Annotated in this window: 25 protein-coding genes and 2 tRNA genes; 9 read left to right on the top strand and 18 right to left on the bottom strand. The window is 51.9% G+C overall.

The window, feature by feature from the left end; translation table 11 throughout:
- Positions 1-98: 98 nt before the first annotated feature.
- Positions 99-1559 (bottom strand): type I glutamate--ammonia ligase, encoded by a 1461-nt coding sequence (gene glnA / locus GM556_RS08230; protein WP_155579790.1) that lies wholly within the window; start codon positions 1557-1559, stop codon positions 99-101.
- 158 nt (positions 1560-1717) lie between these two features.
- Here glnA and tldD point away from each other — a divergent pair, with 158 nt between their 5' ends.
- Both tldD and GM556_RS08240 read left to right on the top strand, forming a co-directional pair.
- A complete protein-coding gene (tldD, locus tag GM556_RS08235; RefSeq protein ID WP_155579791.1) occupies positions 1718-3205 on the top strand; it encodes a metalloprotease TldD in 1488 nt (495 codons plus the stop codon).
- 177 nt (positions 3206-3382) lie between these two features.
- A complete protein-coding gene (locus GM556_RS08240) occupies positions 3383-4516 on the top strand; it encodes a hypothetical protein (RefSeq protein WP_230873359.1) in 1134 nt (377 codons plus the stop codon).
- Between the two features lie 67 nt (positions 4517-4583).
- On the opposite strand, the gene GM556_RS08245 is transcribed toward GM556_RS08240, so the two are convergent.
- Positions 4584-4907 carry a YggT family protein gene (locus GM556_RS08245; RefSeq protein ID WP_230873360.1) on the bottom strand — a complete coding sequence of 108 codons (324 nt, stop codon included), beginning with the start codon at positions 4905-4907 and terminating at the stop codon, positions 4584-4586.
- A gap of 173 nt (positions 4908-5080) precedes the next feature.
- Between GM556_RS08245 and GM556_RS08250 the strand changes: the two genes are divergently transcribed.
- Positions 5081-5156 (top strand) — tRNA-Ala (locus GM556_RS08250).
- A gap of 111 nt (positions 5157-5267) precedes the next feature.
- On the opposite strand, the gene GM556_RS08255 is transcribed toward GM556_RS08250, so the two are convergent.
- From GM556_RS08255 to GM556_RS08310, 12 genes are all read right to left on the bottom strand, one after another.
- Positions 5268-5858: a membrane integrity-associated transporter subunit PqiC gene (locus GM556_RS08255; RefSeq protein WP_155572487.1), complete on the bottom strand. Its 591-nt coding sequence runs from the start codon at positions 5856-5858 to the stop codon at positions 5268-5270.
- Positions 5855-6811, bottom strand: coding sequence for an MlaD family protein (locus GM556_RS08260; protein ID WP_155579792.1), 957 nt, complete (start codon positions 6809-6811; stop codon positions 5855-5857). Before GM556_RS08260 ends, GM556_RS08255 begins: the two co-directional genes overlap by 4 nt.
- Positions 6804-7595 (bottom strand): ABC transporter ATP-binding protein, encoded by a 792-nt coding sequence (locus tag GM556_RS08265; RefSeq protein ID WP_370513392.1) that lies wholly within the window; start codon positions 7593-7595, stop codon positions 6804-6806. The genes GM556_RS08260 and GM556_RS08265 overlap by 8 nt, the downstream gene beginning before the upstream one ends.
- A gap of 3 nt (positions 7596-7598) precedes the next feature.
- Complete coding sequence (locus GM556_RS08270) at positions 7599-8759, bottom strand: ABC transporter permease (RefSeq protein ID WP_155579793.1); 1161 nt, start codon at positions 8757-8759, stop codon at positions 7599-7601.
- Between the two features lie 176 nt (positions 8760-8935).
- Positions 8936-10597, bottom strand: coding sequence for a glycosyltransferase family 39 protein (locus tag GM556_RS08275; RefSeq protein WP_155579794.1), 1662 nt, complete (start codon positions 10595-10597; stop codon positions 8936-8938).
- 41 nt (positions 10598-10638) lie between these two features.
- Complete coding sequence (locus GM556_RS08280; RefSeq protein ID WP_155579795.1) at positions 10639-11412, bottom strand: glycosyltransferase family 2 protein; 774 nt, start codon at positions 11410-11412, stop codon at positions 10639-10641.
- Complete coding sequence (locus GM556_RS08285; RefSeq protein ID WP_155572481.1) at positions 11409-11909, bottom strand: F0F1 ATP synthase subunit B; 501 nt, start codon at positions 11907-11909, stop codon at positions 11409-11411. The genes GM556_RS08280 and GM556_RS08285 overlap by 4 nt, the downstream gene beginning before the upstream one ends.
- Positions 11899-12483, bottom strand: coding sequence for a hypothetical protein (locus GM556_RS08290; protein WP_155579796.1), 585 nt, complete (start codon positions 12481-12483; stop codon positions 11899-11901). The genes GM556_RS08285 and GM556_RS08290 overlap by 11 nt, the downstream gene beginning before the upstream one ends.
- Before the next feature lie 11 nt (positions 12484-12494).
- Positions 12495-12722: an ATP synthase subunit C family protein gene (locus GM556_RS08295; RefSeq protein WP_018979931.1), complete on the bottom strand. Its 228-nt coding sequence runs from the start codon at positions 12720-12722 to the stop codon at positions 12495-12497.
- 56 nt (positions 12723-12778) lie between these two features.
- Positions 12779-13528: a F0F1 ATP synthase subunit A gene (locus GM556_RS08300; RefSeq protein ID WP_266137361.1), complete on the bottom strand. Its 750-nt coding sequence runs from the start codon at positions 13526-13528 to the stop codon at positions 12779-12781.
- Positions 13506-13763, bottom strand: coding sequence for an AtpZ/AtpI family protein (locus tag GM556_RS08645; RefSeq protein ID WP_196424798.1), 258 nt, complete (start codon positions 13761-13763; stop codon positions 13506-13508). Before GM556_RS08645 ends, GM556_RS08300 begins: the two co-directional genes overlap by 23 nt.
- A gap of 244 nt (positions 13764-14007) precedes the next feature.
- A complete protein-coding gene (locus GM556_RS08310) occupies positions 14008-15456 on the bottom strand; it encodes a vitamin B12-dependent ribonucleotide reductase (RefSeq protein ID WP_370513618.1) in 1449 nt (482 codons plus the stop codon).
- A gap of 313 nt (positions 15457-15769) precedes the next feature.
- Here GM556_RS08310 and mlaD point away from each other — a divergent pair, with 313 nt between their 5' ends.
- From mlaD to GM556_RS08340, 6 genes are all read left to right on the top strand, one after another.
- On the top strand, positions 15770-16336 hold the full coding sequence (gene mlaD, locus GM556_RS08315) for an outer membrane lipid asymmetry maintenance protein MlaD (protein ID WP_155579799.1): 567 nt from the start codon (positions 15770-15772) through the stop codon (positions 16334-16336).
- Positions 16337-16346: 10 nt separating this feature from the next.
- The gene (locus tag GM556_RS08320; protein ID WP_155572475.1) at positions 16347-16601 is read left to right on the top strand and encodes a hypothetical protein; all 255 of its coding nucleotides are present in this window, start codon (positions 16347-16349) and stop codon (positions 16599-16601) included.
- 5 nt (positions 16602-16606) lie between these two features.
- Positions 16607-17266 carry a DUF2155 domain-containing protein gene (locus GM556_RS08325; protein WP_196424799.1) on the top strand — a complete coding sequence of 220 codons (660 nt, stop codon included), beginning with the start codon at positions 16607-16609 and terminating at the stop codon, positions 17264-17266.
- Between the two features lie 92 nt (positions 17267-17358).
- A complete protein-coding gene (locus GM556_RS08330; RefSeq protein ID WP_155579801.1) occupies positions 17359-17889 on the top strand; it encodes a disulfide bond formation protein B in 531 nt (176 codons plus the stop codon).
- A gap of 31 nt (positions 17890-17920) precedes the next feature.
- Entirely contained in the window at positions 17921-19957 is a 2037-nt protein-coding gene (locus tag GM556_RS08335) for an NAD(+) synthase (RefSeq protein WP_155579802.1), read from the top strand.
- 596 nt (positions 19958-20553) lie between these two features.
- Entirely contained in the window at positions 20554-21414 is an 861-nt protein-coding gene (locus GM556_RS08340; RefSeq protein WP_155579803.1) for a hypothetical protein, read from the top strand.
- 112 nt (positions 21415-21526) lie between these two features.
- Here GM556_RS08340 and GM556_RS08345 read toward each other — a convergent pair.
- The 4 genes from GM556_RS08345 to GM556_RS08360 all read right to left on the bottom strand — a co-directional run bounded on the left by GM556_RS08345 (position 21527) and on the right by GM556_RS08360 (position 23525).
- Positions 21527-21601: transfer RNA gene (locus GM556_RS08345), tRNA-Gln, on the bottom strand.
- Positions 21602-21672: 71 nt separating this feature from the next.
- Positions 21673-22335, bottom strand: coding sequence for a TetR family transcriptional regulator (locus GM556_RS08350; RefSeq protein ID WP_230873361.1), 663 nt, complete (start codon positions 22333-22335; stop codon positions 21673-21675).
- Positions 22336-22407: 72 nt separating this feature from the next.
- Positions 22408-23220, bottom strand: coding sequence for a pyrroline-5-carboxylate reductase (proC, locus tag GM556_RS08355; RefSeq protein WP_155579804.1), 813 nt, complete (start codon positions 23218-23220; stop codon positions 22408-22410).
- 20 nt (positions 23221-23240) lie between these two features.
- Positions 23241-23525 (bottom strand): accessory factor UbiK family protein, encoded by a 285-nt coding sequence (locus GM556_RS08360; protein WP_155572469.1) that lies wholly within the window; start codon positions 23523-23525, stop codon positions 23241-23243.
- Positions 23526-23633 lie beyond the last annotated feature (108 nt).

Here is a 23633-nt window from a genome sequence, read left to right on the forward strand (position 1 = left end):
CAGCGTCATTTTATAAAAAACCGCCCGTTCTGTTATAGAGCGGGCGGTTTTTTATGAGCTTGCTCTGCCAGAGGTGGCAGAGCAGTACGTTCGTTATATTAGACGGAGTAATACATCTCAAACTCAACAGGGTGAGGTGTATGCTCAAAGCGATACACATCTTGCATCTTGAGGGTGATGTAGCTCTCAATCTGATCTTTGGTGAAGACATCCCCTTCCAGCAAGAAGGCGTGGTCGGTCTTCAAGGCTTCCAAAGCTTCACGCAGGGAGCCGCAGACCGTTGGGATCATGTTCAGCTCCTCAGGGGGAAGCTCGTAGAGGTCTTTATCCATCGCTTCACCCGGATGGATTTTATTGCGGATACCATCCAAGCCTGCCATCAGCATGGCACTAAAGGCGAGGTAAGGGTTCGCTGTTGGGTCGGGGAAGCGAACCTCCACACGTTTTGCTTTGGGGCTTGTCGCATAAGGGATACGACAAGAAGCCGAACGGTTAGCAGAGGAATAAGCCAGCAGCACAGGGGCCTCAAAGCCCGGGATCAGACGCTTGTAAGAGTTGGTGGAAGGATTGGTAAAGGCATTAAGAGCCTTGGCATGTTTGATAATCCCACCGATGTAATACAAAGCTTCATCAGAGAGGTCAGCATAGCGGTTACCAGCAAAAAGCGGCTTACCATCTTTCCAAACGGATTGATGAACATGCATACCTGTGCCGTTATCACCATAGATAGGCTTTGGCATAAAGGTTGCTGTTTTGCCGTAGGAATGAGCCACATTATGCACGCAATATTTGTAAATCTGCATAAAGTCAGCAGATTTAACAAGTGTTGCAAAAGCCGTGCCTAATTCATGCTGGCTGCGGGCGACTTCGTGATGATGCTTTTCAATCGGTAAGCCCATCTCACCCATTGTAGCGAGCATTTCGGCGCGTAGGTCGCTTTCACTATCAACCGGTGGGACGGGGAAATAACCGCCTTTACGGGCAGGGCGATGGCCCATATTCCCTTCAGGATAATCTTTCATGGAAGCTTCTGGCCCCTCGATGCTGTCGAGGTGGTAGGAGCCGTAATTCTCCCCCGTACCAAAGCGGACACTATCAAAGATGAAGAACTCTGCCTCCGGGCCAAAGAAGGCGGTATCCCCAAGGCCGCTTTTTTTGAGGTATTCTTCCGCTTGTTTTGCTGTCGCGCGTGGGTCGCGGTTGTAATAGCCGTTGGTTTTAGGGTCGATAATATCGCAGATGAGAATGAGCTGAGGGCGGGCAGAGAAAGGGTCCACCACAGCGGTCTCAGGGTCAGGGAGGAGGACCATGTCGGACTCATTGATGGCCTTCCACCCTTGGATGGAGGAGCCATCAAACATGAAGCCATCTGTAAATGTATCTTCTTCAATGGTGCGGACAGTCTGCGTGGTGTGCTGCCATTTGCCCTTTGTGTCGGTAAAGCGGAGATCGACAAACTCAATGCCATGCTCTTCAATCAACTCAAAAACGCGCTGGATAGCGGCTTTTTGAGGGGAAGGGCGTTGTGCAGAAGGAGTAGATGCTGATTTTTTTGCCATGGCTGCGTGCCTCGCATATTTTGGACTGATACCAAAACGATTACGGGACAATGAGCCATCTGTCGAGTGCTTGCACATAAACTTCCTTTTATAAGACGAGTTGGCTCCTTTTTCTGATAGGATTTGCATTTTCGGGCTAAAAAGCCCATCTGGTGGTCATGTCTATCATCTCACCCCTACAAATATCCGACTCTTTGTTTTTTCATAATGGTTCTTCATGGAATCACGATGACGTGAACAAACAACTCACCCATAGTCTTGCTGGCATGGATGATGGGGAATTGTTCCTCGAATATCGTGAGGATGAAACGCTTGGGCTGGAGAATGGCTTATTGCGGAATGTTGGCTTTACGCAATCTTCTGGTTTTGGGTTGCGTGGCGTTGTGGGGAGTCAGACCCTTTTTTCCCACTCGGACCTTTTGGGGATGGATTCATTACAACGCGCGGCAGAAGGGTTCCGTCATGTAGAGGTTGCGGCGTTACTACCTACCAACTCTGCTCCGCAAGGCACTGTATCAGGGGCGGATAGATGGCATGCAATAGCCCTGTATAGCGGGACACATCCGCTAGAGGGGAGCCGCTTTGCCCAGCGGGCAGATTTATTGCGCGAGATTGACGCGTATGGCCGTGGGCTAGATGGCCGGGTCGTGCAGGTCAATGCCACATTGAACACGCAATGGCAGGTCGTACGGATTCTTCGCCCTGAGGCTTTGTGCCGTGGGGAGACTGGTCCGCTGGTGGATATTCGCCCGCTTGTGCGGTTGGATATTTCCGTGATGGTGGAGCAAGGGGGACGGCGAGAAAGTGGGCGTATGGGCCAAGGTGGTCGTTATGCGCTGGCCCGTTTGATGGCACCATCTTGTTGGCAAGCGATGACGCAAGAAGCCTTGCGGGAGGCTTTGGTGAATCTGGAGGCCGTTGCAGCCCCAGCGGGGGAGATGCCCGTGGTGTTAGGGGCGGGCTGGCCCGGTATTTTGTTGCATGAGGCCGTAGGCCATGGGTTGGAAGGGGATTTCAACCGGAAAGGGACATCCGTTTTCTCCGGCTGTGTGGGCCAGCGCATTGCTGCGCCGGGCGTTACGGTGTTGGATGATGGGACATTGCCAGAACGCCGGGGGTCGTTAATGATGGATGATGAAGGCACCCCGACAAGGCGCACTATGTTGATTGAGGATGGTATTCTGCAAGGTTATATGCAGGATCGGCTTAATGCTCGTTTGACGGGTGTTGCCCCGACGGGCAATGGGCGGCGTCAATCTTATGCGCATGCGCCTATGCCGCGTATGACCAACACCATCATGGCAGGCGGTCAGGCCTCGGAGGAGGAGATGATTCGCTCCACTAAAAGAGGGCTTTATGCGCGTAATTTTGGCGGTGGGCAGGTTGATATTACCTCCGGCAAGTTCGTCTTTGCGGCATCAGAGGCTTATATGATTGAGGAGGGGCGCATTACAGCCCCTGTGCGTGGTGCTACTTTGATTGGTAGTGGTGCCGATGTCATGCAGCAAATCAGCATGATTGGGCCAGAGATGGCATTAGACCCCGGTATAGGGACATGCGGTAAGGCGGGGCAGGGTGTGCCTGTTGGTGTGGGGCAGCCGATGATAAAAGTGAGCGGGCTGACCATCGGCGGGACGGCCACTTAGAATCTTTTAAAAACAGTATATTACGGTGTGTTATTCTGTGTGCTCTTCTTTTTAAGGGGGCATAGATAAAACAAATGGAATATGTTTCAGATATAAATATTTCTCATTACACTATTGCAAAGTATCTTTTTGCTGTCGTAATGTTTTCGCATCAACAATTTTTGATGGTGCATCGCTATGAAGAAGTCCGTGCGTTACGCAGCCCTTCTCTCCAGCCTCGTTGCAGGTACCTATGGTGCCACTGCGCAACTCTATGCTGCAGATGCAGCGGGGACTAATAGTGTTAGCACCATGTCTGATGATAAAGCGAAGGTGAAGTCTGTTAAAAAAGCAGACAAAACAGCGTCAACATCAACGCCTACGGTGGCGACACAAGCCGCAACGCCCAAGCCGCCCGTTGTGCAGGTTGCTGAAAAACCAGCCTCTAAACCATTGCCAGAGCAGTGGTATACGGGCTCGCTTTACTCCCCTTCTCCCGCTTTGCCTGCCCCGGGGATGATTGCGGTGGAGCCGTATGTGGCGGCTGGTTTGCCTGCTGGTGCGTTTGATTCCAATGGTCACTTAAATACCCGCAAAGGGGCGGGGGGACAGCACTCTATTAGTCAGTTCTCCTTGGCAAAATACGGGATTACCGACCATCTGTCGCTCTATTTATTGCCGACTTATAGCTATAGCTGGGGTGACCACCAGAAACATTCCGGTTTGAAGTTTAATGACCTGCCGGTGGAGTTTCAGTACCGTTTAACGCCACATTATACGCCATCCATCACGCTTTATTTTGGTGTGAATACTCCAACAGGGGATTATAAAAACCTCTCCAATGCATCAGAGGGTGTGGGGCAAGGTGTTTGGGCGTTGCGTTACGGTGTGCATAGCCAGTTTGCGCTCCCCTTCTTTAAGCATGCGATGCGTGTGCGTCTTTGGGCGCAGGTGCGTCACCCCGTGGCCAGTACAAAATTGCGGAACATTACGAGCTATGGGACAGAGAAAGGCTTTACAGGCCGCGGCCATGCTGGCCCATATGGGAATGAAGGTGGCTCTGTAGAGCTGGGGATTACAAAAAAATGGGTCTTTGCTTTAGACCTTTACCATGTTTGGTCCACGTCTAATTCGGTAAATGGATATAACCGTTATACGAATAAAAATATCCATTATCGGACAGGTTGGTCCGGTGCATTTAACGTAGGCCCGGGTATTGAATATAACTGGACGTCAAGCATCGGGGGAATCGTTGGTGTGATTTTACCGGTGGCAGGGCATAATACGTCTCGTTCTATTTCCCCACAGGTTGCGGTGTTCGCCGTCTTCTAAGAGCTAAGTTTGTTAGAGCGGGCTTTTTTCCCCTCGTCTCCTTTAAAGGGACGAGGGGTTTTTTGTATTAGGCATGTGTTAAGAATACTAATTTGAAGATCGTTTTAAAGATAAAGTGGGGAGCATATTGGATAGTAAGTAATAGCACTAACGGTGAGAAATCCATTATCCCTGTAGGGGGGAGGATATTACGAATGGGTTGTAATACAGGCTCCACCAAACGTGCAAGCATCTCGGTAAGGGCTTGTATAAATCGGTTGGAGCGGGGGTCAATAACGTCAAAGTTGATGGCCATTGTGGCGAAGCAATAAGCAAGGATGATCCATGTATAAATATCCAGCACCATCAAAATAAGATTGACGATAAACATATAAAGATTAGCAGCAGTCATAAAAGGTGATGTCCCTGATACGAATTAGGTATAATCCCCTATGTAGCAGGCTTTGCTAAGTCTGACGATATGAAAGCGAATGAAAGGCGGGGTTTCTATAACCGTGTGGCTTATTTATACGCTTTTACCTTGACAGGTAAGAGCCTACATGGTGTTTATAGGGCAGACATCATGGGGCTATAGCTCAGTTGGGAGAGCGCCTCGTTCGCAATGAGGAGGCCAGGGGTTCGAATCCCCTTAGCTCCACCATGATTTCCCCCTTTAAAAGCTGTGTGTTTAAGAGGATATCAGGGTGTAAAAACCCCCCTTCTTATATTGTGCATATGGGCAAAGCACGCATGAGAAGGGGGGATAAAACTATTATGGTGTTGTGGGGATAGAGCGAGAAATATGATCCGCTAACTGTACCACAAGGTTACGCATCAGGGCTGCGATATCGGCATCAGTATTCGCGGGGCCTTCTGCGGAGAGATGGACAATATTCTGTGTGATGGGTTTTGTTGAATCATGAGGGACAATCGCCCAATGGGCGTTTAATACGGCGTGATGATTCACATCGACATCAAACTCCGAAATCGCAACCATCACGCGCATATTAGCTGCTTCGATCAAAGGTTGATCTGTAAAGAGCATATGCGGTTGGGTTGCGGCGATCTCGTTTGTGATGAGGTCGGTCACCCCAAGGGAAAGGCGCGTAACCCAGCGGGCGTTTTGGCTGCGGCGAATTTCTTCTCCATTACGGGAGATAATATCTTGGCAGTCCAAATAATCGGGTATGACCACGCGATCAATCGCCACGATAGTTGCATTAGGGGGAACCCGAAATGACTTATCGTCACTATGAGCAGGAATCCCCAATGTGTAGAGGCGCAAAGCAGGAGAAGCGCAGCCAGTAAGGAGAGCGCAGCCCCCCAAGAGAGCAAGAGCAGTGCGGCGGAAAGGAAACATCATGGCTTGCGTCCCATCAGTAGGAGTTGCGGGTTGCGTTCTACATCGCTTGCAAAACCGCGCAGCGAGGCCGCTGTGACAGCAATATCACGCAGGGCGGCATCCAAATTAGCACGATCAGCAGAGCGTTCGGAGAGGATATCTTGCAGGGAATCCAGCGTCTTAGTGGCTGAGACGAGCGTCATATGAAGGTCCTTCCCGCGCTGGTTAAGTTCACCTGTGCCCGCATCAAGGAGCTGGTTCATCTTCAGCAAGGTATCATCAAGGCGCGCATGAAGGTCCTTGATGGTCTCAGTGGCAGCGAGAACGGTATCTTGTGCATGGTCGGAGGTTGTTTTGACGCTATCAATCAAGGGCGGTAGTTTCTGGCGCAGAGTGTCGCTCAGTGCGGTGATGGACAGAATGGCCGTATCAGCATGCTCGCTAATATCCTTGATGGGAATCTGCTCTAATGTGTTTTTCAGCTTCTCCATAGTTGATAGACGCACGGGGATTTCCGGTAGATTTGTAATCCGAGGATGAAATACAGCCGGGACAGATTTATCAAAATCCAACTCAATATCGGACTGCCCAGTAACTAAACTTTGCAGATTCAACCCAGCGCGTAGCCCATTATCAATCATCTCTTGAAACCTAATGCGGGTATGGTCCGGCATATCGTGGACAACATGCATTTGGCTAGGCTCTAACGTGATAATAACAGGGATATAGGCCTTCTTATCCTGTGGGTCGAAATGGAGGGTGATGCTTTTCACCGACCCAACCTTCACCCCACGGAAGTTTACAGGGGCACCGACAGAGAGACCAGAGATGGAGTTTTGGAAGACCAGCGCGACCTCCTTTGTAGAGGAAAATAAGCGCATATGGCCAAACGCCATAATGATAAAGATAAGCAGCACGCTGCCAAGGATCACAAACGCGCCGATTTGGGTTTTTTTGTTTGTGGTATCAGACATGCTGTTCGGCCTTCTGTTCTGTCTGGGAGGGGATGGTGGCAGAGCGATGCATGAAGGCTGTCACCTCCGGAATAGTACAATCAAGGAGCGCACGCGGCGAGCCATGGGTGATGGGCCTATGCGTTTTTGCATCTAAGAAGATGCCGTCATCAGCAATTGTAAGAAGGCTGGGTAGCTCGTGACTTACAATGACGATTGTCGCACCAAGCCCATCACGGAGGCTGAGGATGAGGTCATCCAAACGCGCCGATGTGATGGGGTCTAACCCTGCTGAGGGCTCGTCAAAGAATAAAATATCAGGCTCTAAGGCGATAGCACGGGCAAGGCCTGCACGCTTGCACATACCGCCTGATATTTCATAAGGGAAAAGGTCTATCGCATGTTCCATCCCAACAAGGCCAAGCTTGAGCCTGACAAGCTCGGTAATTTCGGCTTGGCTGAGGGATGTAAACATTTCTAACGGGAGGGCAACATTTTCGCCCACTGTCATGGAGCTCCATAGCGCACCACTTTGGAAGAGAACACCATAGCGGCGGTTAATCGCTGTACGGCGGTCATCAGGCTGAGCCCAATAATCTTCTCCTCCAACCATGATCTGCCCTGCTGTAGGGCGGAGCAAGCCTACAATACTGCGGAGAAGTGTGCTCTTGCCGCAACCGGATCCACCCATAACCGCAAAGATAGATCCGCGTTTAAGGTCGAACGAAACATTCTGTTGGATGATCTTTGGGCCGAAGGATAATTGCAAATCGCGGACGGAGATAAGTGTTTCTTGCTCAGACATCAATCAAATCCCGACAGCATTAGCAATAACGGCGAATACAGCATCCAAGGCGATGATGCCCACAATCCCAATCACAACAGCGCGTGTGGCGGCGATACCAACATCAGCCGCGCTACGGCCTGCTTTAAGGCCGACACGGCAAGCGGCAAGAGCGATAAAAGCGGCAAAGAAAAGAGATTTGATGAACCCAAAAACAAACTGGCTAATCTCAACACCATCGAATGTCGCGAGCCAGTACCCAATGGGGGAAATATCCATCATGCCCATAGCGACAACAAAGCCGCCAAAGATGGAGACCATCGTACCATAGAGGTAAAGCAGCGGCATCATAATGACGAGCGAGAGGATGGAGGGCAGTAAAATATAGCCCGAAACGGGGATGCCCGTCACTTGGAGAGCATCGATCTCCTCATTCCCCAACATGGTAGAGATGCGTGCCGCATAAGCCCCGCCGGTACGCCCTGCCATGATGATGGCCGTCATGATGGCGGAAATCTCACGTGCGGAGGCAATCCCTACGAGGTTGGTGACATAAATCTCCGCAGCGAACTTACGCAGTTCAATCAGCCCAACAAAGGCTAAAATAGCCCCAACAAGGAAGTTAACGATACTGACAATTAACAAAGCGGAGGGACCGGCATTCCAGACATCAACGAGGAGGTCTTTTAGGCGCATGGCACTCTTACCGCGGAAGGCCTGCATGGCCCCCCGGAAGACATCCATCGTAAGGGTCGCCATTGTGCCAATCTCATTAAGATTGTTCAGGCATTTACCCCCGACACGAGAGAGGAAGCCCTCATGATGCTCTTGATGAGGGGTAACCTCAGCGGGTTTATCTGGCAATAAAGCGAGCAAACGCTGTGCGGAATCTGGGAGTGTTTGCTCATCCAAGGTAAGAGAAGCCTGACACGCCGCTTTTTTAACGTCCCATAAAAAGGCGATGAGGCTGACATCCCAATTCTGGAGGCCCGTGACATCAACCGTTACTGTCTTATCTGCAATAGAGGCAACAGAGGCGAAGCTATCTTGTGGGAAGTTTATGCCATTCTGCGTTTGGATGTTCCATGTGCCCTTGAGGGCGAGGCACAAACGCCCCTTGCTCTCTTGGAGGGCCCAAGAGGGTGCAGGAGAGGAGGCAGCGGCTCGCATTTCCGTCACAGGCATAAGGCCAGTCCTTGCTGTGCCCTTACTGTGGGGCGTTGGGTAGGATGCGACATCGTTATGCCAATAAAGCGTCTCATAATGAAAACCCTATAACATAAATGTAAGAAAAGCGAGGGGGCGGGAGAGGGTATGCTGTAAGATTATTTCTATATTTCAAGAGGTTTTTAGAAAGGGAATTACTCATGTGCGGCATAAAGTCGCAGATGCATTTTCCGGCCATTAGAGTAATTCAGCCCCTCAAATTGATCATAAAGAATTGCGCTTTCTCCTTGTTGTTTTAAAGCGTGCAGAAACTCTGCTTCATCGCGTTGGTCTATCAGGGCGAGGGCACAATGTGCATCTTCATGTAAGGCTTGAGCAGCGGCTATGGTGGGTAGGATGCGTGTCGCCCCGCCAGTTAAAAAGATGAGACTTGGCTCTTTATAGGATGGGGAGAGCAGGGGGCTTTCTTGGCAGGGGCGAAGTTGCTCAAAACTATGGGCTATACGAGGCGAAAGTTGGATGCTGGTAAGGTGGGGGATTAGGCATAAGAAAAGCCCCATCTCACTTAACAACGCGGCACCAAGGGAGCAAAAGGCCCCTTCTCGCCATTTTTGTTGGTAGATAAACCACCCCGTGGCGATGAGGAGCGGGAGGCTACCATAAAGGGGGATGAAGCTATCGGTAAAGAAGTGCCCTTCCATAGCGTAAAGGAGCAAAGGCACCGCAGCAGAGAGCAGCAGCCCTATACTTAACCAAAGGGTTGCATAAATCCCGACCCCTATTTTGGCCCAGAGGGTACGCAGTGGGGTGCATGGCCAGTTGAGCAAGCTAGCGGCTGTGAGAATGGCAATGGCGGGATAGGTGGGCAGAACATAATGGGGGAGTTTAGTCGCGAGGCACTCAAAAAACAGCCAATGAGGGATAATCCAGCAGAGGAGGAAGAGAAGCTCCGGCTCTTTTCGTTTCTGCCAAAGGGTGGGTAAGGCGCGGAGGGCATAAAGGGTACATGGCCAGCATGCGAGCGAGACAAGCAGAAGGTAATAGCCGGGAGGAAAGCCATGTGCTTCTTGTCCACTGGCGATTTTACCGAGCAGATTATGGCCTACAGCACGGCGGAAGAACTCCCCATGGCTGACAAAAGCAATGCTTATACACCATGGCAAAACGATTAACGCACTGATTATCCATCCCCAAGCGGGCCGTAAATGCCGCCAGAGGGTAAGGGTGCGTGTGGCCAAACAAAGGGCGAGGAGTGTCCCAAAGCTAGGGATGAGAACGATGGGGCCTTTGAGCATCAACCCCATGCCAAGGGCGCACCAATAAAGGATGCTGTAGCCGCAAGGTGTTTTTATATGGGCGCGTGCATCTTCAAAATGCCGGAGGAGGAGGGCTTGCAAGCACAGAATATCTAGCAAAAGGACGCTATCAATCGTGGCCATTCGGCTTTCTGCGGCAAAGAGAGGCGTCACCAATAGAAAGCCAGCAGCGAGCAGCCCCGTTTTTGGCCCAAAGAGGCGCGCGCCAATCCATGCGGTGAGGAGTGTACTTAAAATAGATGCTACGAGGCTGGGCAGACGATACGGCCAAGTGTGATGGCGCAGGGTTGTATCATGCGTGATGAACTCTGTGATTTTAACAGCACCGGCCTCTAACCAATAGATGCCAGCAGGCTGATGATAGCGAGGCTGGTTTTGGAAGCGAATATCGAGGAAGTCACCCGTTGCCAGCATCTGCGCGGTAGCTTGCATATAGCGTGGCTCGTCCCGGTCTAGCGGGGGGAGGCTAAGTCGCCCTGGCAGAGCGAGTAAAAAGGCTAACAAGCCAAGCACAATATAATGACGGGATGAGAGGGTCATAAAAGGCAGGCTTACAAAGGGGGAAGGATACAGAGAGAGGCTTATCGCTCGCTTAACGGTGGGAGAGGGCGTGTCCGTTTTTGCAGCCAGAGAACACCCAAAAGGTCGAAAATACCAACGAGGGCACGATTTATATTATTATATTTAGAGTGCCCATGCAGCCTTGCGCGATGTTGTGTTTCTATACAAATGAGCGGGGCACCATAGCTTTGCATTAAAGCAGGTAAAAAACGATGAAGCCCCTCAAAATGGGGAAGGGTAAGGAAAAGGTCGCGTTGAAAGAGCTTTAGCGGCCCGCCGGTATCGGGGCAATGGTCGTGTAGAAGATGTTGACGAAGGGTGTTTGCAAACCGGGTAGCAAAGCGGCGAGAGAAGGAATCACGCCTTTTCCGGCGGACCCCAACAATGAGCGGGGCTGGGCTTTTCACCCCATGGGTTGTCTCATAAGTGTGGCGCGCAGCCAGCATGGTTTGGATGAAAGCGGGATTGTCCTGCCCATCACCATCCATTGTGGCAATCCACGGCGCATGCGCGGCACGAATAGCGGAGCGGAGTGCAGCGGATTTCCCCATACGCGTGGGATGAACGATAATCCGCAACTGGGGGAGGAGGTGTGCTTTAGCCTCTAGCAGCTTTTGCTGTGTTGTATCGGTGCTACCGTCATCAACAATGATAACCTCCGCTGGAGGGAGGTCCGTTAAAACTGTGCAGAGTTCCTCACATACGGGGAGGATATTATCGCTCTCGTTAAAAACGGTAATGACGACAGCCAGCAAGGGATTATGTGGCTTACTGGCTGTCAGTGTGCTGGTCATGCAGCCTTGTCATTAAGGGCTTGCGGCAGTTGCTTTAGCCCATCAGTGATGAGTTTATGAGCAAGGGAGGAATCTGCCGCGAGGTCTTTTTGGAGGACATCCTTTGCAGCAGCAAGCGCGAGGGCCGCGGCTTGCTCACGAATGTCACGCAGGGCGGCTTGCTCTGCAATATGAATGCGCTCGCGAGCAAGTTTCTCATGGCGGGCCACCATATCATCAACATCACGCTCAGCTTGGGCGCGCAGACGCTGTGCCTCTAGCTTGGAGGATGTGATGAGCTGTTGGGCTTCCTCTTGAGCGTGCTTTAGGTCGCGTTTGGAATCCTCAAGCATTTGCTCAGCTTCACGGCGGAGGCGTGTTGCCTCATCCAAATCCTTGCGGATCTCATCTGCGCGCTCATCAAGCTTAGAGGCTATGGTTTTCCAGAGCTTACGCCCAAAGATGACGAAGAACAGAACGAAAGCGAGAGATGACCAAAAACGGGGTTCATGAAACATGCTCACCTCCTGCAGTATGAGCGCGCTCTATAGCAGAGGCTACAGAGCGATGATCGGCTTTACCAATGAGGCGTTCAATAAGAGTTGTGGCGGTATTTGTAGCGATGCCACTAACATGATTGAGGGCCTTGGTGCGCGATTGTGCAATGCGGGTCTCCGCATCACGGATTTCAGTATTAAGGCGAGCAAGTGTCTCGCTAACCTCATGCTGAATGTTCTTCTTAGCTGTATCGCGAATCTCTTGAATGATAGCGTGAGCATCATCAAAAGCTTTATCGCGTGCTTCATGGAGCTCTTTTTGGGCTTTGTCAGCATCTTGCTTAGCGCGGCGGGCAAGGTCAAGATCGCTCTTGATGCGTTGGTCACGCGCCTTCAGCACATTAGCAACCCGTGGCAAAGCAGAGCGGCTTAGAAGCAGATAGAAGATGAAGAAGATGATGGCACCCCAGAGCACCTGGCCCTGCACATAAGGGTCGTTAAAGTGGAGCTGGGGCATGCCTTCCGCCACGGCCCGGCCCGGTAAGGCCGCAAGGGGGGCGGCGGCAGACAGGAGGAAACGAGGCGTAAGGCGCATCGGTCTTGCCCTCAGACGAAAAGGATAAGGAAGGCGATCAGCAGGGCAAAGAGGGCAATAGCCTCTGTCAAGGCAAAGCCAAGCATACCCAGGCCAAACACATGCGGGCGAGACGCCGGGTTGCGAGCGATAGAGTTTACCAGCGCAGCAAAGATGTTACCGATACCAGCACCAACACCGGCAAGAGCAATCACGGCAAGACCAGCACCAATCTCACGAGCGGGATGAAGAAGATCCATGGTTCAGCTTCCTTTATAAGGACAGGACAAAGAGAAACGCAGGCACTGCCAGCCCATTAATGGGCGACAGCCTCACGCAGGTAAATGCAGGTAAGGATGGCAAAAACATAAGCCTGTAGAAGCCCTACCAGCAGCTCAAGTGCCGTCAAAGCGATGTTGAGAACAACAGGGGTAATTGCCAGCACATCGCCGACAACGCCAAGACCGGCAAGCATGATCGTAAAACTTGCAAAAACCTCCAACAGCACATGCCCTGCTACCATATTCGCAAAAAGACGAATGGACAGGCTGATGGGCCGGGAGATGTAGGAGAGAATCTCAATCGGTACAAGCAAAGGGGAGAGGGCAATGGGCGCACCCTCCGGCATGAAGTGCTTGAAGAAGTTTAGCCCCTGCACACGCAAAGATGTGATGATGCAAAGGATAAACACCGCCATTGCCATAGCCAGCGTAACAACAATATGGCTGGTGAAGGTAAAGGAGAACGGCAGTAGGCCGATGTAATTCCCCGTCAGAATGAAGAAGAATAAGGCAAACACAAAGGGGAAAAAGCGCGTTCCCGCCTCCCCGATAGTATCAACGGCCAAACCGTGGATGAAGTCGTAACTCACCTCTGCGGCGGCTTGTAGGCGACCAGGCACCACGGCTTTTGGCTTCATCCCAACATAGAGGAACGTAAGCACCACAGCGGCGGAGATTACCATAAATAGCGGGGACTGGGATAACCGCAGTGCCTCACCGAAAGAACCCAAAATCGGATGCAGTTCAAACTGTCCGAGCGCGTCAATCTTCGATCCGCTGGCCACGCTGGTCTCTCCCGTTTTCTTGTGCCCTATTCTGAGGGGCATCTGTAACATTCACAACACGCCAGACATTCCGCAAGCCGGCTGCCATGCCAAGCATAGCAAAACCAATCATAAACGCAGGCTTACATCCTGTCCATCGGTCAAGTTCATAACCAATGCCCAGACCAACGGCAACACCAGCCACGAGATCACTTGCAATATGGAAGGCCATTCCTAATGCAGAATCGTCGGACAAGGCAGCAGTTTTTCGGGGGGTATTTTTTGGGGTCAGCTTTTGCTCCATATGAGCAAGACGCTCATTGAACTGGCTGTATCTGGTTGTGTCGTGGTTGCTCACGCTACAATACCCCAAAATGTCCTGCATCATTGCGATGGACACAGAGTAGCTAGACAGGGCATGAGGCTGATGTCAACGACCTGAGCGCATCCCTCCTGCCCACTGAGTGAAGGGCTACTAAATTATAGTGAAAAAACAACCCTTAGCTAACAAGTCGCAACCTTTGGTTTTTTGTGCGAGAGGATGTTTTATGCTCATCTGGCCCAAAAGGAAGCATGGGCGGCTCTTGTTGTTTATCGTTAGAGTCCGCTGGAGCATCAGGCATATGATGACCAAGATACGCATCCGATAACGCACGGAAGGCATAATCTAGCATAGAGGTCGCATAGCGGGCCACATCATCGCCTTCAACGGTACCGCACGCACCGAAGTGAGAATAAGCAAATTGCTCGACAAACATTTCTAAAGGTACACCGCATTGCAGGCCAATACTCACGGCTTGGCTGAAGCACTCCATCAGGCCGCGTGCCATGGGGCTTTCCCGTGGGGGAGCGAGGGATAGGGCGGCGAGGCTGCCATCTTCAAACTCGCTGGTCCGCATAAAAAGGCGATGCCCGCCAATGGAGGTGCGCTGGCTAAAGCCGCCTTGCCGCATGGGTAAGGGGCGGCGGACGCCACGGCCTAGCTTGTCTTTTAGGTCATCTATTTCTGGCTCAGGCAGAGCAGGAAGATAATCGCAAAAAGGCATAACAGCTTCATGCATCTGTGCATGAGCTTCCGCACCGGCGGGATGAAGTGGGCTTTGTCCCTCCAATGTGAGGGCTAAAGCGGCCTCTGGGGAGAGGCCCTTATGGGCGAGGCGGTTGAGAGTTGAGGCTCGCAATGTGCCGTGTTGCGTAACAAGGGAGAAAATTGGCCCTAAGCCGCAGGCTTCGACATCAAGTAGAGCATCAACCATGCCGGGGCTAGAAAAGCCCGTCTCGATAGGGCTGAGGGTGGTTACGCTCTGTAGTGCGCTAGTGATGGCGATAGCGGTCTTCTCAATTTCTGGATGATGAGGGCAGTGGAAGGCCTTAGCCGGTTTTGCTGTGCCAGCACGGGCAATGAGCTGCGTAAGATGGCTTATCGCTTTGGCAAAATCACGCCCTTCTGTGCTGTCATATTCCATACCAAGGGCGGCAAGGCAGGCATCAAGGTCGCTCAATAAGATTAGCCCGACAGGCCCATCATCATGGTGAGCAGGGGCAGGATCATCAAAGAGGGGAAGTTCCCCACTGCGATAAGGCCGCTGCGCTGCGTCTAACCGGCGCAAGCTATCGCAGGCTAATTTAAGGCAAGCGGCAAAATGTTCAGTTGCAAAAAGACCATCCTGCACAAAGCCGGAGAGCCTTACAATAAAGCCCGGTTGTCCGTCAGGGTCATTGCGCCATAGGGCAGCATTGGGGGCCATTTGCTGCATTAAAAGCAGGTACGATAAGCTCCGCCCCGCCGGTGGGGTCCCTTGGGGGGTGTGGGGTAAGAGCGGTGTAGAATCAATAAGGTCCACCCAGCGCGCGGCTTCACTTGCGAGGCGGATAGGCCCGCCTTCTGCCGGGGTGAGCTGGATGAGTGCCTGAGCGGCATCATCACTCCACACAGAGGGAACGGTCACCGAACGCAGGTTAGAGCTGTCCGAGTCTATGCTTATTTGAAGCGTTCTCATATGAACGCCATTCCAGTGAAGATGCGCTTTCATGATGACGAGTCTAGTCATGAAGCAGTGAGGAGGAAACCATCCTTAGAGGGGGATAACGGGCATAAGCGTTCAGGAAAACGGGGATATAGTGGATAACTTTTTATCAGCCCGCAAAAGAGAAAAATGCTGGTGAGTGTGGCAGGGGATTGGACGTAACGCGTGGAGTCCGCTAGAGCGTTAAGGACATTCACGCATGTGATGGTTTTGTGACGGTAAAAAGGATAGAGCGATGGTTACGGGCAATGCGGGGGATATGGCCGTAAGACGAGCTGGAAAGGACCGCTTAGAACTCGCTGTAGGGCTTGTTGCAGCAGGTGTTCTAGCGGTGTTAATTGTCATTGCCTTTATCGGGCGGCAGCATCCACAAGACCGGGGCTACCCTCTCCATGCGGCATTTAGTCATATTGATGGGCTTGGCGTGGGGTCGGATGTCCGCCTTGCTGGTGTGACAGTGGGGCATGTGCGGCATTTGCAGGTGGACCCGCATAATTTTCAAGCAGAGGTGACCTTCAGTGTTGCGCCGAATATTCAGCTCCCGGCTGATAGCGGTGCGATTATTACTTCTGATTCTCTCTTAGGGGGGAAATATATTGCCCTCACCCCCGGCGGTGATGCGACCATGTTAAAAGCAGATGGTGTGATTGGGGAAACGCAGGGGGCAATTAGTTTAGAGCAACTTTTGAGCAAGTTTATTTTCTCCGTCACGGATTCATTACAAAAGAAGGCTCCTCCCGCCACGCCGCCTACCGAGCCAAATCCTTCCTCAGCACAAGCCCCTGCTCAACTGACTCCGTGAGACCATTTTTATGGCAGAGCAAGACTGGCTCGATAGTGCAGGGCAGCCGATACATTGTACAGGTAAATTGCGTGTTTTGCGGGAGAATGAGGAGGAGTTACGGCAAGTTATTAAAGAGGCTTGTGCGGATGCCTTATTGATGGATGTAGCCCCTGCTTATTTGCGCCAACATATGGAGCAGCTTATGGCTGCGATAGTCGCAGAGGCCATAGAGGGCACAAAAAGTACCAATGGTGCTGATGCGATGGAACAGGGGGAAGGATGAGGGTTATGGGCGTAAAAAAGCGGCGTTTTAGGGGGCTGGTGGCCTGTTTGTTAGGCTCTATGCTGGGTGGGGCGGTATTATCCTCCTTGCATGCTGAGGGTGTGCGTGCTGTAGCCCCTCCTGCGACGTATCCCGCAACAAGCTGGCAGGGGCGTAATCAGGCGGTGATGCGCATTATGCGGCGGTTGGATTCTCATGTCGGGCTTGTCTCGCTGCATGTTGGGGAGGTGGTGCAATATGGCACTTTGTCCTTAACGTTAGAGCGTTGCTTGCAAAAACCTGAAGGCCTTCCCGCCCAAGCCGCAGCGCAGGTAAAGATTGAGGAAAACCAAGAGGCTGGCAGCCCTACATTTGAGGGATGGATGTTTACCAATGACCCCGCTTTAGGGGCTTATGCTGGGGCGTTGTATGATGTGCAGGTCGTCTCATGCGATGGTGATGCTGTGGCCCCTATGGTAGGGCCGTTGCCCCATCCATCTGTACCGTCGGTTGCAACAGCAGGGGCCCCACATGTGGAGGCCGATGGCGAGGGCAAGTCCTCCTCTCCCACGGCAGGGCAGAATGTTCATCAAGGGGATAATGGGGCATCTGGGCCCGTCTCTTTATTACCGCCAACACCTGCCCCAGCACCGCAGGCTGGGCAGGGTGAAGGGACGCAGCCCTAAGGGGATGGTGTGAGGGGATGAAGTGCTTTTTCCACCCCATAGGGGTATGGTGGATGGAAGCATCGTGATGTTTATAAAAGAAGGAGAGGGGCATGCTGTTTACGGATAAACAACAGATACGTGCTGTATGGCGTGTCGGAGGGCTTTATATTCTATCCGCCCTCTTTGCTCTTCTTATTGCCTTCATTGCGGAAAATTTCTTGCATATGGTCCCTTGTGAGCTGTGCTTGTGGGAGCGTGGGCCGTGGCGGGTGCTGATAGGGATTGGCGTGTTGGTTCTGGTCTTTTCCCCGCGTTATGCGCGTTGGCTCGCTTGTATAGGGTTGGTGTGTTTGTTGGTGAGTGTGGGGTTAGGTATTTTGCATGTGGGCGTAGAGCATGGGCTTTGGCCCAGCCCCGCGGCGGAATGCCAAGTGACCCCTGTCGAAGCGTATGATTTTAAAGACTGGATGGCACATTTACCCGCTCATCCGACTAAACCTTGCGACCAGCCCGATTACCCGTTGGGTTTGCCTGTGTCACTGACGAGTCTTGCGGCTCTTTATGCGTTTGGTGTGTTTGTTCTCGCACTGTGGGAAACATGGCGGTTATTCCGCTTTGTGCGGCAACAAGTGGACGCATGAGATTATAGATAGAAAGCGCGGGAGGGCGGTTATGGCTTTAGATGAGTTCTTATGCTTATACCGGCAAGGCTTTGCACGGGTTGCTGCATGTACAACGCCGATTACGCTGGGCGAGCCTCATCATAACGCCATAGTGTTTCAGCAATGGTTAGAGCGGTGCCATGAGCAAGCGGTTGCGATTGCGGTTTTCCCAGAATTAGGGCTGACAGGCTATACGTTGGAGGATTTGTTCTTCCAGCAACTGATGTTAGAGCGCAGCCAAGAGGCTTTGTTAGCCTTGGTGGAGCGCACGGCTCACCTCATGAGCGTTGGCATTGTTGGGATGCCATTGCGTTGGGGGGATAGCCTCTATAATTGCGCGGTCATCTTTCATAAAGGCCGTATTTTGGGCGTTGTGCCGAAGATTATGCTCCCACGTTATCGCGAGTTTTACGAAACACGGCATTTCACCAGCGGGGCGGGTTGTTCTGGTACGATCAGGCTTGGTACGCAAGAGGTGCCTTTTGGGGCCGATTTGCTTTTTGAGGCAGAGGATATTGCCGGTTTAACCCTCGGGGTGGAGATTTGTGAGGACCTCTGGGCACCGCAACCACCAAGCGGGGCTTTGGCGGTGGCTGGGGCGACCGTTATTGCGAATCTTTCTGCCTCTCCCGTAACGGTTGGGCGCGCCGAGCATCGCGCTTTATTATGTGCTGCACAGTCTATGCGGACGAGTAGTGCGTATCTTTATGCCGCTGCCACGGTGGGGGAATCGACAACGGACCTCGCATGGGATGGGCAGCTTTTGATTTATGAGGCCGGGGAGTGCCTTGCCCAATCAGACCGCTTTACCCCGAAAGGGGATATGGTGGTCGCCGATATAGACCTCGACCGTTTGCGGCAGGAGCGACTCCAGACGGGGTATTTCGCATCAACTCACGCGAAAAACTTTCGCCGGATTCGTTTTGCCGTAAATCCTCCTCTTCAGGATTGGGGGTTAAAGCGTGAGGTGCCACGCTTCCCCTTTGTGCCTTTGCGCCCTGCCTTATGTGAGCAAGATTGCCGGGAAGCATGGAATATTCAGGTCCATGCTTTGTGCCAGCGGTTAAAAGCCGCTCATGCCAAAACAATGATTATTGGCGTGTCAGGTGGGTTAGATAGTGCGCTGGCCCTCTTGGTGGCGGTCAAAGCGGCGGATTGTCTTGGCTGGGAGCGGACGCAAATTATCGCCCGGACCATGCCCGGCTTTGCCACAGGCGGCGAGTCCCTCGCGTTGGCGCATGGCTTGATGGAGAGTTTGGGTGTGCGTGCTGGAGAGCTGGATATCAGGCCGACCGCGCAGGCCATGTTGGCAGCGATTGATCACCCTTATGGGCGTGGCGAAGCTGTATATGACATTACCTTTGAGAATGTACAGGCAGGGTTAAGGACGGATTTTCTTTTCCGTCTAGCCAATCATCATCAAGGGTTGGTCATCGGTACGGGCGATATGTCCGAGCTAGCTTTGGGCTGGTGTACCTATGGAGTCGGTGACCAGATGGCTCATTATAATGTTAATGCGGGCCTGCCTAAGACGCTCATCCAGCATGTGATTCGCTGGGCCTCGGGTCATGATAAGAGCGTATCCCCGGCAGCGCGTGCGGTGTTGGAGTCGATTGTCGCAGCAGAGATTAGCCCAGAGCTTGTGCCGAATCAGGGGCAGGGTGTGCAAAGTACCCAACAAATGATTGGCCCATACGCGTTGCAAGATTTCACGCTTTATTATGTTCTGCGTTATGGATTCGCACCTAAGAAGATTGCCTTCTTGCAATTACATGCGTGGGGCGATGCAAAAAAGGGTGAGTGGCCCCTTAATTACCCAGAGCAAGACCGTATTGCTTATGATCTGCCAACAATCATCCATTGGAGTCGCGTTTTTCTAAAGCGATTCTTTGGCACAAGCCAATTTAAGCGGTCGGCCATGCCTAACGGCCCGAAAGTTGTTGCAGGGGGGAGCTTATCGCCTCGGGGCGATTGGCGCGCGCCATCGGACGGTACGGCGACTCTATGGTTGGCCGATTTGGATGACATCGAATCGTATAAACTGTGAGATGACAATTCCTTATAAGGGGGTTCTGCGAAGGCAAGGTCGTGATAACTGTGCGCCCCTTATTTGAGCGATCATGCAGAAATCATTATGATAAAGTTAATTTTTTTGTGTGGCCATATAATGCCGCAAGGATAGTCATATAAAAAATCTACTAAAATAAAAATAAAATAATTTTCTTTATCTGGAAATAAATAAGATTTATTTTTATCAAACAAATATATAAGAAAATTTTTTTGTTATTCTTCTCTGTCGTTTCAGTATATTTGTGTGATTTCTATCAAAAATGTATCAAAAAATTGCGTATACATTCTAATTATCAATTTTGAAATCGAATAGAAATTACACACAAAACATTTGTAAGCCATTGGTTAATCTGTTATCTGTTGTTAACAGGTTGCGGGTCATTTCGACCTAATTCCGACAGCGTCTCTTAGGAGGGGCTCTTTGTAGGTTGCCATAAAGTTTTCTCACTTCTGACGTGAGGGAGCCACGAAGGTAGTCAATCTTCTCTCTGTCATCAGAGGGCAAGAAGGGGCCGGAATAAGAGCAGCTTGTCAGTTTGGGTCGTATGATTATGTTGTGTAAGGTGTAGTCTCTTGGCAATTCCAACAGTATCAGGTTTGCGGCAACAGTATTTCTTTGGGCTTCCTAGTCAGGGGGCGCAGGATCTCAGTGCTTTATTTGCAAACTCCTTCCAGTCGCTAATGAACCGTTCCGGTTTTGACGATGACGAAGGTGGGATGTCATCCCTCTCCTCTGGTGTGGGTAATGACGGACTTGACCTTCGGCAGTCTTTGGATTCCGATGACGATTCTCAGGCAAGTTTTCTTGGCGGGCAGGATACAATTTCTGCTGCAGGAGATGGGACCAACGGGAGCTCTAGCCAGCTTTCTCTCGGGGGGACGCTAAGCTTCCTCGGTGGTGTTGGCTCCGGGACGCGTTCGGTCGGGGATAATGCCACCATCTTTGGCACCGCTAATAGCGTGTATCATTACGCTCAGCAGGCAACGGATGGGAGCAGCGTGTTCCGTCCAGAATTTTATGGGGCAGCACCGGGCGCAGATAATATTCTGTTTGATGCTTCGAACTCCCATCAGTCTTTGGATGCGCTTGCTGGCCTTGGGGACACCATCAAAGGTGGTGATGCCTCTGATACGATTTCGGTTCAGAACACGGTTGACGGGACCAATGCTGGCGCGACATTAAGCGGCGGTAGTGGGTCTGCTAATCTCTTCCAGTTCCTGAATAATAAGGGCGGGCATTATACCATCGCCGATTTCGGGAAGGCTGCAGGCAATCAGGTTGGGCTTAAAGCAACTCAGCAGGAGATTGGTCAGATGCTTGAGCATCAGTCAATCACTGGTGGTAATGTGACGGTTGATTTGCCAAACGACCAAGGTCAGATTACCTTCTTAGACCAACAGCAGTTGCATCCTAAAGATTTCCATAGCTTCTAATAGATACTCACCCCTCTTCGGAGGGGTGATTTTTTATGAGCTGTATACAGAGCGTACAAGAATGCCGTCCCGATGGGGCGGTATTTTTTATCTTAATTTTTGGGAGAGTCATTGGCTGGGGCGGGAGGATTCGAACCTCCGCATGGCGGAATCAAAATCCGCTGCCTTACCGCTTGGCTACGCCCCAACGCTGGCTCCTTAATATCCCGAACAGACGAATGGGTAAAGGGTGCGTAAGCGTTTTTTTTACATAAGATGTTATAAAATCTCGTCCTCATCTTTGGGGGCGACATAGTCGGGCAGTCCGCCTTCATCCTGTAAGGGAGAATCGGATAGGTGATGAGAGGATGCCGCTTTGAGCAAACCCAGCCGCTCCGCACGAGTAAGGGCTTGGTCAAGTGTTTGCATGGTCGTAGTGAGGTCTGGTGAGCTGTCTTTCTCCCAACTGACAATGGTACGCGACCATAAGGCGAGCAGAGCATTTTGGCGGATGATGCCTCCCAAGCCGCGACACTCTAGCCCGGCTGCATCGGCAATCCAGCGTAGGCTTTCCATTGTCGTTGCAGCGAGGAAGGCCGCTAGGGCTGGGTCACGGGGGAGAGTGTGCATGACAGCGCATAGTCCTGCACGATAATCTTGCATTGCATCAAAGCGGCGCATGAGGAGGTCAAAAAGCCGCTCGCGCACGGTGGTGCCATAGCGTTCCCCACAGAGGGCCGCTTCATCAATGTGGCGATTCAGGTATAATAAAATCATCGCTTTAAAGGGGAAGCGTTGGCGTACACGGGCGAGGGGCAAGCCTGCTTCGCGCGCTGCCTCTACGAGGGAGGTACGCTGCCAACCATGCTGCTGAGCAAGCTGTAACGTGGCATCAATCATCGCCCTGTCAAAAGAAGGGTCGTGGGGGGAATTGGTCATCATTATGCGTTTTATGCCTAAGCGTGTGAGATGGACCGATAGAGCGGGTTATGTTCCACCGGTCCGATGGGATGGTTAATCATCAAGCTCGCGTGAGCGTTTAATCGCAGCTTTGGCCGCTTCAGGGATGAGGCGTGGCCAATGTTCTTCCTTCATAAAGACGCTCAAAGCCGCAGCGGTTGTGCCGTTGGGGCTGGTGACGTTTTTGCGGAGTGTTTCTGCATCTTCAGGAAGTTCATGGAGCATCTTGCCAACACCATAAATCATGCCACGGACAAGAGCGCGTGAAGCATGAGCGTCTAAGCCGAAATCTTGCCCGACTTTCTCCAGCAATTCAGCAAGGTAGAATACATAAGCCGGGGCAGAGCCAGCAATGGCAATGACGGTACGGAGGTCCTCCTCATGCGGGACGGAAACAACGGTACCTACTTGTTCCATCAAGCGGATGGCGAGGTCCTTTTGCGCTTGGCTGACATGGGGGGAGGCATAAAGCCCCGTTGCCCCGGCCCCAACGCAGGATGGCGTATTGGGCATGGTGCGGATGACAGGCATATCCGCACGGCCACACCAGCTTGCTAGTTTTTCGCAGCTCTTACCAGCCATGACAGAGAGGAGAGCTGTATGATTCATCCGCTCGCCCAAAACGGTTTTAAGGGATGAGAGCATCGCCTCTGCCCCCGCAGGTTTAACGGCCAGCACGATAATATCGGGTTTTACGTCAGGCGTAATCTCCTCTGGCGTGCGGAAGATGGTGCATCCTGCCGGGGCGTCTTGGAGCTTACGGTCTAGGATAAAGATGCGCGGCGGGGTTGGGCTGCTTACCCACCCACGCATAAGGGCCCCGCCCATTTTGCCGCAACCAACGAGAAGAAGTGTAGGGATGGTCATGAGGAAACTCCAAAAAGGGATTAACGCTGTGAGGAAGGAGCAGTAAGGCTTTGCTCTAGCTCGTCTAAACGGGCTTCTAGCGCAGCGAGGCGATGCTCGGCCTTTTCTTGAGCGAGGCGAGCGTGGCTTGCCATCTCTTGCACGGCCTCAAACTCATCACGGCGGACAAGATGAAGGGAGAAAAGAATCTCGTTAATCTGGCTGCGAATAAGCGTATGAATCTCCTCGCGTACACCAGTCGCGGCAGAGAACGCCGTTCCAGCAAAGCCGGCTATATCATCGAAGAAACGGGGGCGTATGGCCATATTATCAACTCCTTTATAGGTGGTCTTCCAAAACGGACTTATCTGTCTGTCGCAATTCTTTCAGAAGCAAAGGTAGGTCTGTCAACCAATTCTCCCTCATTTCTGTGC

It is taken from the genome of Bombella sp. ESL0378, from assembly GCF_009725845.1.
Taxonomy (GTDB): domain Bacteria; phylum Pseudomonadota; class Alphaproteobacteria; order Acetobacterales; family Acetobacteraceae; genus Bombella; species Bombella pollinis.